Origin of the sequence: Bacillus cereus group sp. MYBK245-2 (genome assembly GCF_051916145.1) — a bacterium.
Taxonomy (GTDB): Bacteria; Bacillota; Bacilli; order Bacillales; family Bacillaceae_G; genus Bacillus_A; species Bacillus_A pacificus.
On sequence record NZ_JBQAGB010000010.1, the window covers coordinates 80,236 to 94,616 of the forward strand.

A 14,381-nucleotide genomic window follows, 5' to 3' on the forward strand; every position below is an offset into this window, starting at 1 on the left:
AATGGATGCGGAAAATATGTGTAGATCTTTTGAAAATGTGAACGAAATGTTCAAAAAAATATATGATATTTCATTGACACATATGAATAGGCGCTCATATAATAAGAGTATAAGATATATGAATGATTGTTCATATGTTCAAATAAAGAGGTGAGCTATAATGGCTGGAAATAAAGTAGAAACACCACAAGAGACATGTTCTCAAACGATAATTCATGAAGAAGTTGTTGCTCAAGTAAAACAAACAATTCCAACGGATGAAAGTTTAAGTAAAGTAGCAGAATTATTTAAAGTATTAGGCGATCGTACACGTACGAGAATATTACATGCGTTATTTGAAGCTGAAATGTGTGTTTGTGATTTAGCGTATTTATTAGGAATGACACAATCATCTATTTCACATCAGCTTCGTGTATTAAAGCAAGCGAAACTTGTAAAGAATCGTAAAGAAGGAAAGGTCGTTTATTATTCGTTAGCTGACCAGCACGTAATTCATATCTTCGAGCAAGCGTTTGAACACGTAAACGAGGAAGAATAAAAAGAACGCGAGGAGGGAGAACGATGGCTGAAGCATTAGTGAAAAAGAAACTGATGTTAGAAGGTTTAGATTGTGCGAACTGTGCAATGAAAATCGAAAAAGGTGTTGGAAATATAGAAGGAGTAAATTCTTGCTCTGTAAATTTCGCAACAAAAACAATGGTTTTAGAGACAGAACAAAATAAAGAAAACGAAGTTGTTACAGAAGCAAAACAACTCGTTACAAAATTAGAACCGCACATTAAAGTACAAGAAGAAAAAAATACAAAAGTAGCAAAAGAAGTATTTATATTAGAAGGTTTAGATTGCGCAAATTGTGCGATGAAGATTGAAAATAAAGTGAAAGAAATGCCGACTGTTTCAACAGCAACTGTTGATTTCGTATCAAAGAAATTACGAGTTGAGGTAGCGAATAAAAGAGAATTAGAAGCGACTGTAGCCAATATAACAAATGTCGTTCAAAAGTTAGAACCAGATGTGAAAGTTGTTCGTGAAGAAAAGGGTGGTCATGACCATGGACATAGTCATGATCATGGTGAAGCAAATGTGAAAAAGATGGTAGGACGATTAGTGGTCGGCGGAATTTTGACAGCAATCGCTGCATTAGCTGGCTTACCACAAATGATCACAATTCCATTATTCGTCCTTGCGTATGTATTAATCGGTGGAGATATTGTTTGGAGAGCGGTAAGGAACATAACTCGCGGGCAAGTGTTTGATGAGAACTTCTTAATGGCAATTGCAACACTAGGAGCTTTTGCGATTCAGCAATATCCAGAAGCGGTTGCAGTAATGTTATTCTATCAAGTAGGAGAACTATTCCAAAGTATTGCGGTAAACCGTTCTCGAAAATCAATTACATCATTAATGGATATTCGTCCTGATTACGCGAATGTAAAAATTGGAAATGAAACGAAACAAGTATCACCAGAAGATGTACAAATCGGCGATTATATTATCGTGAAACCTGGTGAGAAAGTACCGTTAGACGGAAAAGTAGTTGAAGGAACATCAATGGTAGATACTTCAGCATTGACTGGTGAATCTGTACCACGTGAAGTTGAAGTTGGAAATGATGTATTAAGTGGTTTTGTGAACCAAAATGGTGTATTAACAATTGAAGTTACAAAAGAATTTGGTGAATCAACTGTATCAAAAATTTTAGATTTAGTTCAAAATGCAAGCAGTAAAAAAGCGCCAACAGAAAACTTTATTACGAAGTTCGCGCGTTACTACACTCCAGTTGTAGTAATTACAGCAGCGATCATGGCGTTTATTCCACCACTTATTTTAGAAGGAGCTACATTCTCTGATTGGATTTATAGAGCTTTAGTGTTCTTAGTAATCTCTTGTCCATGTGCGTTAGTTGTATCTATTCCTCTTGGATTCTTTGGAGGTATCGGTGGTGCATCTAAAAGTGGTGTGTTAGTAAAAGGAAGTAACTATTTAGAAGCTTTAAATGATGTGAAATATATTGTTTTTGATAAAACAGGCACATTAACAAAAGGTGTCTTCAAAGTTACAAAAATGGAACCGAGCGAAGGCATTACAAATGAGGAATTATTAGAGTATGCAGCATTTGCTGAAGTGTATTCTAACCATCCAATTGCACAATCGATTCGAAATGCATATGGAAAATCAGTTGATGAAAAAATAATCGATGATTATAACGAAATTTCTGGTCACGGTACAGTCGTAAAAGTACAAGGAAAAGAAATTTTTGCAGGTAATGCTAAATTAATGAGAAAAGAGAACATTACATTTAAGCAACCAGAAACAGTAGGTACATTAGTTCACGTTGCTGTAGATGGAAAATATGCAGGTTATATTGTTATCTCTGATGAGGTAAAAGAAGATTCAAAACAAGCAATTCAAAAGTTAAAAGAGCTAGGTATTAAGAAGACAGTCATGTTAACTGGTGATGCAAAACCAGTTGGTGAAGCTGTTGGTAAAGAATTAGGTTTAGATGAAGTTCACGCAGAACTATTACCGCAACAAAAAGTAGAAGAGATTGAAAAAATTGATGCAGCGAAGCATGGAAAAGAAAAAGTTGCTTTCGTTGGTGATGGTATTAATGATACACCGGTATTAGCAAGAGCCGATGTTGGTATTGCAATGGGTGGTTTAGGATCAGATGCAGCAATTGAAGCAGCAGATATCGTTATTATGACTGATGAGCCTTCAAAAATTGCGACAGCTGTAAACATTGCAAAACGTACACGACGCATTGTGTGGCAAAATATTATCTTTGCATTAGGGGTAAAAGGATTAGTTTTACTGCTTGGTGCTTTCGGTATTGCAACAATGTGGGAAGCGGTTTTCTCAGATGTTGGTGTGACACTACTGGCAGTATTAAATGCAATGCGTGTACTACGAGTGAAAGATTTATAAAAAAGAGGACGCAACCTGCGTCCTCCTTTTTTAGGTTATTCTGTTGAAATTGACTCAATAAAATAATAACAAATATTATTTTGAAAATAAATAACGTAATATTGAAATTTACAAATAAAAAATATTTGTCTTGTTATTTTAATATATTTTTTACAAAGATATATAGCATTGAAAAAAACAGAGAAGGGCAGCTTCTCTGTTTTATTTTTGTATATTTTTTTCAACTTGTTCTCGAACAGTTTGAATGTAATTCATTTTATGATCCCAGCATTCTTGACTTAAATCGACAGGGTATTCTTCAGGATTTAAAGTTCGCATATATTCTTCCCAAAATAGTGCGAGACTTTGTTCATTATATTTTTGAATATCTAATATGCCTGGTAGTTCATATGTTCTTTTACCATTAACAAAAATGTCTTTATGCAGTTCGCGTGCTTCAAAGTTTGTTACAAATTTACTTATATACGTGTGAACAGGATGAAACATTTTTAAGCGTTCTTCTTTTCCTGGTTCTTCACAATCTAAGGCAATATAATCGCCTTCAGCATGATCGTTCACTCGATTGATAATGCGATAAATTCGTTTCAGTCCTGGAGTAGTAATTTTTTCAGGGTTAGATGAAATTTTAATTGTATCATTTAATTTTCCATCAGTATCTTCAATCGCAACGAGTTTATAAACAGCTCCTAAAGCTGGTTGCTCAAAGGACGTAATCAATTTTGTTCCAACGCCCCATACATCAATTTTTGCTCCTTGAGATTTTAAGTGCATAATTGTGTATTCATCTAAATCGCTAGAAGCAATAATTTTTGTATTTGTAAATCCAGCTTCATCTAGTAGTTTTCTTGCCTTTTTAGATAAATAAGCCATATCACCACTATCAAGGCGAATTCCGTAAAAATCGATGCGATCCCCGAACTCTTTCGCCACGCGAATTGCATTTGGAACACCAGATTTTAATGTGTCATATGTATCAACGAGAAAGACGCATTTTTTATGAGTTTCAGCATATTTCTTAAACGCAACATATTCATCACGGTATGCTTGAACGAAAGAGTGTGCATGTGTGCCGGCTACAGGTATTCCGAAGCGTTTCCCAGCCCGTACGTTACTCGTAGATGAGAAACCACCGATAAAGGCAGCACGTGTACCCCAAAGGGCTGCATCGAACTCGTGGGCACGTCTTGTGCCGAATTCTAAAAGTTCATCGTTATTTGCAGCGTGCTTCATACGAGCTGCTTTCGTTGCAATTAATGTTTGGTAATTCACAATGTTTAACAGGGCGGTTTCAATAATTTGTGCTTCGCCGAGCGGTGCATCGACACGTAATAAAGGCTCGTTATTAAAGACAACTTCACCTTCTTGCATACTTCGAATCGTCCCAGTGAATTTCATATTTTGTAAATACTGAAGAAATTCTTCTTCAAATTGTAATTCTGCTAAATAAGCGATATCGCTTTCGGTAAAGCTGAAGTTTTCTATGTACTCTACAATTTTTTCAAGACCAGCAAAAACAGCATAACCATTCTCGAATGGAAGTTTTCGAAAGTATAAATCAAACACCGAGCGGCGGTTATGAATACCATCTTTCCAATATGTATAAGCCATATTAATTTGATATAAATCTGTATGTAAGGCATAGCTATCGTCTTTATAATAAGTCATCGCGAAAACACCTCCATAATTTGGTTATAGTATACCAATTTTTCAAGGCTCGTAGCAAAGAATGGATATGAAAGTATAGTCAAGAGGGAAAAAAATGAAATATTGCATATTTTTTAGAAAATTAACATTTATCAATTTATATTTCTCAAGATTTTATGTATTATTAAAGTAATGGGGGTAAATGAGAATGGAGGAGGACAATGCAACAAACATTAGAAAAAATAGGCAAACAAGTCTTTTATAAGCGGCTACAGCAAAAAATGACACAAGAAGAATTATGTCAGGGCATTTGTTCTGTCTCATACTTAAGTAAAATCGAAAATGGAAAGATCGAAGCATCAGAAGAGATTCTACAATTGCTCTGCGCAAGATTAGAAATTGCCGTGACGGATTTGAGAGATGTAGAAGAGGATGTGAAGGGGAAGCTGGAGGAATGGCATAAAGCTATCGTCCATTTAGAAAGAGAGCGAATTGAGCAAATATATGCTGATTTACAAGAAGAAATGAAGCAAGTAACTGATTTTGAAATTATGAATTATTATGAGCTATTATATGTACGTTATCTTATGATTAAGCGTGATATTGACAATGGAGCAGAAAGATTAAATAAATTAAAAAAAGGGTATAAGAAATTATCTCAGTTTCAAAAAATGTTATTCACATATAACGTTTCATTGTTAAATTGTTTACAAAACAAATGGAAGATAGGATTAGAGAGTTTAATTGAAACGGAAAAAATGGCGAAAGAGCTAAATTATTATGAGAATGGTATTTATTATAATTTAGCATTAGCATATAGCCATTTAGAAAATCCGTATAAAGCTCTGCATTTTGCCAACATTGCAATAGAGGGATTCCGTAATGAGTATAAATTCCGTAATGTGATAAACTGCCAATTTATTATAGCGATTTGTTTTGTAAGGCAAGGGCAATATAAAGAGGCTTTGGATATGTACAATAGTATTTTACGTGAAGCAAGTTCGTTTTCTGAAAATGAGGTAATTATGAGTATCGCATTAAGTAATATTGCCGAAGTCTATGGTAACCAACAACAATATGAAAAGGCTAAGGAATATTATTTGAAAAGTTTGCAATATCACCAACATGAAGATAATAATTACTTAGATACTTTATATCATACAGCATTACAGTGCATTCATTTAAAACAAATGGATGAGGCGAACCAGTGGATAGAAAAAGGTATTTCTATTGCTCAACGACATGAAAAGTATAAAAGGGTATTATATTTATTAGTTATTTTACAATATAAATATTTCCGTACATCGGATGAATATAAGAAGTTTCTAGAATTAGAAGCTATACCATTTTTTAAAGGTGAAGGTAATTTAGTGTATTTAAAACAAGTATATTTAGAAATTGCGCATTACTTCGAAGGGATTCGTAATTTCGAAGAGAGTAGTCGCTATTATAAAGAAACTATTTCATTACTGGAAAAAGGAGAGGAGAAATAGTATGAAAAAAGTGATGTTTTTAGGTATGGTTATTGGGGTTGTATTTTTGACACAGTTTATTGAACAGTATTCATCAAGACCAGATGTTTTAACGCAAGGAACACAAATAGTTGAAACAATTGAATCTTAATAAAAAACCCCTTTCCAATCGGAAAGGGGTTTTTCAATATTTGTTCCTCAAAATTCTACAAAACTTGAGAAAATAATTATTTGAATTTTTAGTATATTAATAGTGGAAACATAATGCTAATATGAAACTACTCTTTTTCAAAAAATAATTTATTAGGGGGAAGGTTCATGAAAAAGAAAAGTTTAGCATTAGTGTTAGCGACAGGAATGGCAGTTACTACGTTTGGAGGGACAGGCTCTGCGTTTGCGGATTCTAAAAATGTGCTCTCGACGAAGAAGTACAATGAGACAGTACAGTCACCAGAGTTTATTTCTGGTGATCTAACTGAAGCAACTGGTAAGAAAGCAGAATCTGTTGTGTTTGATTACTTAAACGCGGCAAAAGGTGATTATAAGTTAGGGGAAAAGAGTGCGCAAGATTCTTTCAAAGTGAAGCAAGTGAAGAAAGATGCTGTAACTGATTCAACAGTATTACGTTTGCAACAAGTATACGAAGGAGTACCTGTATGGGGTTCTACGCAAGTAGCTCACGTAAGTAAAGATGGTTCTTTAAAAGTGCTGTCTGGAACAGTTGCACCTGATTTAGACAAAAAAGAAAAGTTAAAAAATAAAAATAAGATTGAAGGCGCAAAAGCGATTGAAATTGCGCAAAAAGATTTAGGTGTTACACCTAAATATGAGGTAGAACCAAAAGCGGACTTATATGTATATCAAAACGGTGAGGAAACAACATATGCATACGTTGTAAATCTAAACTTCTTAGATCCAAGCCCAGGAAACTATTACTATTTCATTGAGGCAGACAGCGGTAAAGTATTAAATAAATATAATACAATTGATCATGTGACAAATGATGATAAGTCACCTGTTAAACAAGATGCTCCTAAACAGGATGCGAAAGCTGTTATAAAGCCTGTAACAGGAACGAATAAAGTAGGTACTGGTAAAGGTGTATTAGGAGATACGAAGTCGCTTAATACAACGTTATCTGGCTCCTCTTACTATTTACAAGATAATACGCGTGGAGCAACAATTTTCACATACGATGCGAAAAACCGCTCAACATTACCAGGAACATTATGGGCAGATGCAGATAATGTTTTCAATGCAGCGTATGATGCAGCGGCAGTAGACGCTCATTACTATGCGGGAAAAACATATGATTACTATAAAGCTACATTTAATAGAAACTCTATTAATGATGCAGGAGCGCCATTAAAATCAACAGTTCATTACGGAAGCAATTATAATAATGCATTCTGGAACGGATCACAAATGGTATACGGAGATGGTGATGGTGTAACGTTCACTTCATTATCTGGTGGTATTGATGTTATTGGTCACGAATTAACGCATGCTGTTACGGAAAATAGCTCGAATTTAATTTATCAAAATGAATCAGGAGCTTTAAATGAAGCAATTTCTGATATCTTTGGTACTTTAGTAGAATTCTATGATAACCGTAACCCAGACTGGGAGATTGGTGAAGATATTTACACACCTGGCAAACCAGGAGATGCACTTCGTTCTATGAGTGACCCTACTAAATATGGTGATCCAGATCATTATTCTAAGCGTTACACTGGTTCAAGTGATAACGGTGGCGTTCATACAAACAGTGGTATTATTAATAAACAAGCTTATTTATTAGCAAATGGCGGTACACATTACGGTGTAACTGTGACTGGTATCGGTAAAGATAAGCTAGGTGCAATTTACTACCGTGCAAACACACAATATTACACGCAATCTACTACATTTAGCCAAGCTCGTGCTGGTGCAGTACAAGCTGCAGCTGACTTATATGGTGCGAATTCTGCAGAAGTAGCAGCAGTTAAGCAATCATTTAGTGCTGTTGGTATCAACTAAGGCTTTAGAGGATAGCTATTAATAAAATACCTCAAAAATAAAGAAGGAGCATAGGCTCCTTCTTTATTTTTTTCTCCATTTTTTCCACAAATAATACAACCCAATGCAACCTGCGATTGTTACAATCCACTTCGCTTCATTTGTGCCATTCATGACATGGTATGCAGAATATACCTCGATTAACAATGCCGGTATTTTACCTATTGTACTGGCAATACTGAAGGATAGTAATGACATTTTGCCTAGAGCTGCAAATAAAGTCACGATACTAGACGGAATGAAAGGAATGAGGCGGAACGATAGGACGAGTAGAAAGGCCTCTCTACCTTCTACATAAAGTAGGCGTTCTACCTTTGGATACTTATTTACTTTGCTGTGAGTGAATTTCTGAAGACCTATACGATAAATATAAAACGAGATAATAGCCCCTAATGCCTCGCCAGCGATCGAAATAATAGTTCCATTTGTTACACCAAAGAGTTGTATGTTAATAGCGGTCAAAAAAATACTAGGGATAACACCTAAAAGACTGATGATGATGTTGATTAAGATACTAAGTGGAATTGCGATTGAATAATAGTCTGTTAAGAAGTTTTGGATTGATTCAGTCATTGTTTAAAATCCTTTATCTTTTTTTGAATTACACCATATTTCCAGTGTGTAGGCAAGTACAAATTTACATAATGTAGAAAAACGTTGACGAAACACCAATTATATACCTTATATGGGTATTAGGTATGTTTAATTAGGGGTATATTTTATTTTTTGAAAAAATGCCAATAAATCTGTATTTTAAAGGTTTATTGGCATTTTAATGGGTGGTTTAACTCGGGAAATAATCATAAAAACACAGGGGTATATTTTTATTAGGGGCAAAAATAACGGTTTTATGAAAAACGGGTGGTAATATGGCAAAATAGATGAGGAATTTGAAAAATGTGTATGTTTTTTCGATGTGAAATTGACTTTTAGTGAAGTTACGATAATAATCATGAAAGAGGTGATATGATGAAACGAATAAGTAGTCTTTTCTTGAGTAGTTTATTGGCACTCATGCTGATCTTAAGTGGATGTGCAGGAAAAGAACAAAAAACAGAGAAACAAACAGGGAATCAATCGACATCAGTAGAAAAAATTAGTGATAATATTTTAGACGAAATGGAAGGGCCGCCTAAAAATGGTCATACGATTGAAAGACATGTAGGCAAATCAGAAGAAGATTTGAAGAATCGCTTGAAGACAGATAAAGTATCAGCAGCAAGTACATACTATGATAAGGAAACGGCGACGAAAGCTGTAAAAGATAGTTTGAAGCAGCATGATAAGGAAATTCAAGATTGGTTAAAAAATTCTAAAGAGGCTCGTCTCGTATTAAATACAACTCATTCATTCCCGGTTGGAAAAACAATAATAAAGAAAAATATGAATGTAAAAGACAAGTTAGTCAAAACTGTTACTGTTTTAGCGAGAGATAAATCAGGAGATTTAGGATATAAGATCGTTACTTCTTATCCATCTGATAAATAAGAAGGGGGCGTAAATATGTATACGACATTACAATATTTTTTAAAATCGTATTGTACGTTAAGTATCCATGAAGATGAAATAGTAGGCGTGATGGAAGAGTTTATAGAGCAAGAAGATGAAGAAATTGTTTTGAAATTACGCGATGAATTATTATATATGAAGAAAAAGGATGCTTGGGAAGAGGCGTGCGTATTAGCTGCGAAGCAAGGAAATCGTATGTGGTCGTTAGAAGAAACGAAAGACCATCTTGAAACTTTTTTACTATTACTGCAAAAGAAAAAGGCGTGACTTATTCACGCCTTTTTCTTTTTGAAATTTGTTCATTTAATAGTGTCTTATTCTTTTGGAGCGCTTTTATATACGCTTTTTGAAATTTGCCCATTAGATATTACTTCACCGTTTTGTGTAACTTTTTTATATGTAACTGCTGTTATTTTATCAGTAGTCCTACTAATTACTTGAGAAGAAACTTCAACATTTTTACCAGTATTTGTGCCGAAAATACGTGTAGTAATACTACCTCCATTTGAAAATGCTTGAATATAAATATGATTGCCTGTATTGTTTTTAAATTTTAAATCTGGACCATAATCTGCTACTGCTGCATCTTGTCCAAGTGGTAAATAATTTACGGGCATAGAATGATTGCTTCGAGAAACAATTCCTAAATCTGCTCTTAAAGCTGCGCTATATAAAGTACTACTCACTTGGCAAACGCCTCCGCCTGCACTTTGTATAACTTTCCCTTGTGAATATACAGCTGCGGATTTATAACCATGAGCAGCATCTGTTACGCCAACGCGGCCATTAAAACTAAATGTTTCATCAGGTGCGACGATCACTCCACTTAAAGTATTAGCTGACTTATTTACGTTAAAGGATTGATTCCCATTACGACCAGCCATTGGAGTTGAATATTCAGCAATCACTTCTTTAATTCCCATTTTCTGTATATCTTCTGTAGAACGTTCAGGCTTTAATAGTGTAACGGGTAATGTAACGTTAGATGTGCCAGAAGTAATGGCTTGCTGCGTTAAATCAGTTAACTTTTCTTTATCGATTTTTTCTCCATTTTGGCTCTGGCTAATATTTACTGTAGTGCCTTCAATACTTAATTCAGCATTAACGGGATTTTTTAATGTTTCATTATATTTATCCTTCATAAAGTTTTTATAAGCAGTTGTATTTAATTGAGGTGTTAATTTATAGTCACGTTTTACTTCACCGTTCTCAGCTTGTTTCCGCATTTTGTAACGATTTATTGCGTTGCCTTCTTGTTCTTTAAAGATTTTGTCGATAATATCTTTTTCTTTATAATTTATCCCTAAATCTTTCCATGTGTAAGTTTGTTTATCGTTTTGGAATATGTACGTAAGTGATTTTTGATCTAATTCAGTGATTTTTTGATTAATAATAGCTTGAATATCTTTTTTATTTTTTCCATCGAGAGAAATACCTTCAAATGAAGTATTGGGTAATGCAGTAGTATCTAATTGATTATTTAGTTTGGATACATATTGATATCCGCCAACACCGCCAACACAAAGTAATATGCCTCCAGCAATTGCAGAACCGATCAGTATTTTACTTAGCTTCATTTATTTCCCCCCAGAAATTTTTGTATAAATATATGTATTACATTTTTTGTATAAAAATGATGAAAATAACATTATGTACGTACTAGTATACTATTATTTTCACTATGTGTGTAATGTTTTTATAAAAAATGTTACACTGTTGTAATAATTGTCTCTTTTTGTCACAATGTGTACGAAAAATATGTTGAAAATTATAATAAAAAGGCTGTCTAGAAAGTTCTAGCAGCCTTTTTATTATAATTTTTTATGTTCATTTTTATTCGTAACACCGAGATGTTCTTGTAGTGTTGTTGAAATCGTATTGACGCTTTTTTCGTTTGGAACGTAATAATAAATACCACCTATATATTTATCAGTACCTTCTACTTGCATTTTGTCCATTTTTAAATTGGAATCCATTGAATTTTTTGCAATTGTCATCATATCATCAAAAGTTAAATTTGTTTTTAAGTCTTTATCGACAGCGTCTAATAGACCACCGATCTTATTAATGGAATTAAGTGATAGTGCTTTTTGAGCGATAGCTTCTAAAACAAGCTGTTGTCGTTGACCGCGCATATAATCACTATCGATATGACGAGTTCTTGCTAGTGCCAGTGCTTCCTCTCCATTTAAATGTTGACGTCCCTTTTTAAGGTGAACTGCATCTGCTTCATCTTTACTATTTTGTTCTGTGAACTCCACTGGAACATCTACAGTAATCCCACCAAGGGAATCAACAATTTTGATAAAGGATTTAAAGTTGAATTTTACATAGTAGTCAACTGGAACATCTAAAAAGTTCTCTACCGTATCAATCGTGCTATCTACACCACCGAATACGTGCGCATGTGTAATTTTATCGTATTTATCACGTGATTTAATGTATACACGTGAATCACGTGGAATACTGACAAGCTTAACAGATTTATCGTTTTTATTAATTGTGGCAAGTAATAGTGCATCTGTACGAGTTGCTTTTCCGTAATTTTTGTCCCTGATTTCACTTTCATCAACCCCCATAATGAGTACAGAAATGTTATCAGTCATAGGTTTAACGGCTTTTTCACGTTTGCTGGATTTATCCCCACGGCCCAGTTCAGAATAGGCATTACTTAACACAGACTTTGCTTTACTGTATATATGGAAGGAATAGCCTCCGGCTCCAAGTGCTACAACCAGTAATGGAATAAGCAGGAACCAAAGTAGGCGTTTTTTCTTTGAGCGTCCTTTTTTGGCTCGAGTATCTTTGTTCATATCGGATTTCATCATTTTTTCTCCTTTAAAACTATCAAAGTATATACATCTAGAAGCGCATTCAAACACGTAAAAAATATTGTACGCTAAATAAAAGCGATTGTACATGTATAAAAAATAGATGTCTTGATTATTTATAAAGACATCTATTCGTTATTGTATACAAAAGATAGGGAGAAGAAAATGATAAAATTTTACCTAATTACAACATAATGCTTACGATAATTGCAGATAAAATGCTAACGAGAGTTGCTCCGTATAGTAATTTAAGGCCAAATCTGGCAACGACGTTTCCTTGTTCTTCGTTTAATCCTTTTACCGCACCTGAAATAATGCCGATAGAAGAAAAGTTGGCAAAAGAGACGAGGAAGACAGAAATAATACCAACTGTACGAGGAGAAAGGCTATTAGAAATTTTACTAAGATCCATCATGGCTACAAATTCATTCGTTACAAGCTTCGTTGCCATAATGCTACCAGCTGTGACAATTTCAGTACTTGGTACACCGATAAGAAATGCAATTGGTGCAAAGACGTAGCCGATTAATTGCTGGAAAGTAATGCCGAATATAATGAGGAATAGATCATTAATGCAGCTAATTAATGCGACGAATCCGATAAGCATAGCACCGACAACGATAGCTACTCGAAAGCCATCTAGAATGTACTCTCCAAGCATTTCAAAAAAGCTTTGCTTTTCACCTTTTATTTCTAAAATATCTTCGTCATCCCTCACGTCGTAAGGGTTAATGATAAGTACGATAATAAAGCCGCTAAATAAATTGAGAACGAGTGCGGTTACTACATATTTAGGTTCGATCATTGTCATATAGGCACCTACGATAGACATAGATACAGTTGACATGGCAGATGCACAAAGTGTATAAAGACGGTGTTTTGGAATTTGAGCTAATTGTTTTTTGACCGTAATAAAAACTTCTGATTGGCCGACAATGGCAGATGCGATAGCATTGTAAGACTCTAATTTCCCAAGACCATTTATTTTGCTAAGGAAGTAACCAATCCAACGAATGAAAAATGGTAGTATTTTGAAATGTTGCAATATACCAATTAAGACGGAAATGAAGACAATTGGTAATAAGACAGTAAGGAAAAATGGCATTTCACCTTTATTGGCAAGGCCGCCAAATACGAAGTTTATACCATCAGCAGCATACTCGAGTAGCTTTGTAAACAGACTAGAAATGACCCGAATAAGTATGAGGCCAAATTCTGTATTTAATAATAAATAGGTTAAAATTAACTGTATAATAAGCATGATGAAAATAGGTTTCAATTTAATATGTTTCTTATTGTTACTAGCAATATAAGCAAGGAAGAAAACAACGATAAGTCCTACGAAAAAAGTAATAAATTTCATAGTAAGCCCCCTAATAGAGATATTCTGCTATATATGTTTTTCATTTCAAGGGAGAATATGCATCTTTGGTAAAGAAAGGAATAGAGAGAGTATGAATATATGTAGAATACACCACGTTGCAATTATTTGTTCAAATTATGATGTGTCAAAAGATTTTTATAAGAGGATATTAGGTTTTAAAGAGGTAAATGAGGTATATAGAAAGGAACGAGATTCTTATAAGTTAGATTTATGTGTAGGGGGAGAGTATCAAATTGAATTATTTTCATTCCCAAGTCCGCCTGAGCGCCCAAGTTTTCCAGAAGCGTCTGGACTTAGACATTTAGCATTTGCTGTTACAAATATAGAAGAGGCTGTAAACCATTTAAACGAATGTGGTATTGAGACTGAGTCGATACGTATTGATGAAATAACCGGAAAAAAATTTGTTTTTTTCCAAGATCCGGATGGTCTACCTTTAGAATTGTATGAGGTTTGAAATTGGTGAATTTTATATAGGGTTGCTTTTGAGTAAATGAAGAAACTAAAGTGAAACTTCTTTTTTAAAGGAGGTGTCACTTTAGCTAAGAAAGCTAA

13 protein-coding genes are annotated in these 14,381 nt (G+C 34.3%); 8 read left to right on the forward strand and 5 right to left on the reverse strand.

What is annotated here, in order from left to right; genetic code table 11:
* The first annotated feature begins 160 nt into the window (after nucleotides 1-160).
* Complete coding sequence (locus ACTFRN_RS17325) at nucleotides 161-538, forward strand: ArsR/SmtB family transcription factor (protein WP_000918376.1); 378 nt, start codon at nucleotides 161-163, stop codon at nucleotides 536-538.
* A gap of 23 nt (nucleotides 539-561) precedes the next feature.
* The gene (locus tag ACTFRN_RS17330; RefSeq protein ID WP_088106335.1) at nucleotides 562-2,928 is read left to right on the forward strand and encodes a heavy metal translocating P-type ATPase; all 2,367 of its coding nucleotides are present in this window, start codon (nucleotides 562-564) and stop codon (nucleotides 2,926-2,928) included.
* A 201-nt stretch (nucleotides 2,929-3,129) separates the two neighbouring features.
* Here ACTFRN_RS17330 and ACTFRN_RS17335 read toward each other — a convergent pair whose 3' ends face one another.
* Nucleotides 3,130-4,593: a nicotinate phosphoribosyltransferase gene (locus ACTFRN_RS17335; protein WP_000222902.1), complete on the reverse strand. Its 1,464-nt coding sequence runs from the start codon at nucleotides 4,591-4,593 to the stop codon at nucleotides 3,130-3,132.
* A 200-nt stretch (nucleotides 4,594-4,793) separates the two neighbouring features.
* On the opposite strand from ACTFRN_RS17335, the gene ACTFRN_RS17340 reads away from it, so the two are divergent.
* The 3 genes from ACTFRN_RS17340 to ACTFRN_RS17350 all read left to right on the forward strand — a co-directional run bounded on the left by ACTFRN_RS17340 (nucleotide 4,794) and on the right by ACTFRN_RS17350 (nucleotide 8,063).
* The gene (locus ACTFRN_RS17340; RefSeq protein WP_001187942.1) at nucleotides 4,794-6,065 is read left to right on the forward strand and encodes a tetratricopeptide repeat protein; all 1,272 of its coding nucleotides are present in this window, start codon (nucleotides 4,794-4,796) and stop codon (nucleotides 6,063-6,065) included.
* 1 nt (nucleotide 6,066) lies between these two features.
* Nucleotides 6,067-6,195, forward strand: coding sequence for an NprX family peptide pheromone (locus ACTFRN_RS17345; protein WP_139254109.1), 129 nt, complete (start codon nucleotides 6,067-6,069; stop codon nucleotides 6,193-6,195).
* A 167-nt stretch (nucleotides 6,196-6,362) separates the two neighbouring features.
* Nucleotides 6,363-8,063, forward strand: a complete 1,701-nt coding sequence (locus ACTFRN_RS17350) for a M4 family metallopeptidase (protein WP_000730366.1) — start codon at nucleotides 6,363-6,365, stop codon at nucleotides 8,061-8,063.
* A 63-nt stretch (nucleotides 8,064-8,126) separates the two neighbouring features.
* On the opposite strand, the gene ACTFRN_RS17355 is transcribed toward ACTFRN_RS17350, so the two are convergent.
* Nucleotides 8,127-8,675 (reverse strand): TVP38/TMEM64 family protein, encoded by a 549-nt coding sequence (locus tag ACTFRN_RS17355; RefSeq protein WP_000140360.1) that lies wholly within the window; start codon nucleotides 8,673-8,675, stop codon nucleotides 8,127-8,129.
* Between the two features lie 396 nt (nucleotides 8,676-9,071).
* On the opposite strand from ACTFRN_RS17355, the gene ACTFRN_RS17360 reads away from it, so the two are divergent.
* Both ACTFRN_RS17360 and ACTFRN_RS17365 read left to right on the forward strand, forming a co-directional pair.
* Nucleotides 9,072-9,590, forward strand: a complete 519-nt coding sequence (locus tag ACTFRN_RS17360; RefSeq protein ID WP_124878370.1) for an RNase A-like domain-containing lipoprotein — start codon at nucleotides 9,072-9,074, stop codon at nucleotides 9,588-9,590.
* A 15-nt stretch (nucleotides 9,591-9,605) separates the two neighbouring features.
* The gene (locus ACTFRN_RS17365; protein ID WP_074568365.1) at nucleotides 9,606-9,878 is read left to right on the forward strand and encodes a hypothetical protein; all 273 of its coding nucleotides are present in this window, start codon (nucleotides 9,606-9,608) and stop codon (nucleotides 9,876-9,878) included.
* A 47-nt stretch (nucleotides 9,879-9,925) separates the two neighbouring features.
* On the opposite strand, the gene ACTFRN_RS17370 is transcribed toward ACTFRN_RS17365, so the two are convergent.
* The 3 genes from ACTFRN_RS17370 to ACTFRN_RS17380 form a co-directional block, all read right to left on the reverse strand.
* The gene (locus ACTFRN_RS17370) at nucleotides 9,926-11,188 is read right to left on the reverse strand and encodes a VanW family protein (protein ID WP_074568366.1); all 1,263 of its coding nucleotides are present in this window, start codon (nucleotides 11,186-11,188) and stop codon (nucleotides 9,926-9,928) included.
* A gap of 234 nt (nucleotides 11,189-11,422) precedes the next feature.
* The gene (locus ACTFRN_RS17375; protein WP_014893323.1) at nucleotides 11,423-12,439 is read right to left on the reverse strand and encodes an LCP family protein; all 1,017 of its coding nucleotides are present in this window, start codon (nucleotides 12,437-12,439) and stop codon (nucleotides 11,423-11,425) included.
* A gap of 187 nt (nucleotides 12,440-12,626) precedes the next feature.
* On the reverse strand, nucleotides 12,627-13,805 hold the full coding sequence (locus ACTFRN_RS17380) for a NupC/NupG family nucleoside CNT transporter (protein ID WP_000668861.1): 1,179 nt from the start codon (nucleotides 13,803-13,805) through the stop codon (nucleotides 12,627-12,629).
* A 91-nt stretch (nucleotides 13,806-13,896) separates the two neighbouring features.
* Between ACTFRN_RS17380 and gloA2 the strand changes: the two genes are divergently transcribed.
* Complete coding sequence (gloA2, locus tag ACTFRN_RS17385; RefSeq protein WP_014893322.1) at nucleotides 13,897-14,283, forward strand: SMU1112c/YaeR family gloxylase I-like metalloprotein; 387 nt, start codon at nucleotides 13,897-13,899, stop codon at nucleotides 14,281-14,283.
* Nucleotides 14,284-14,381: the final 98 nt, after the last annotated feature.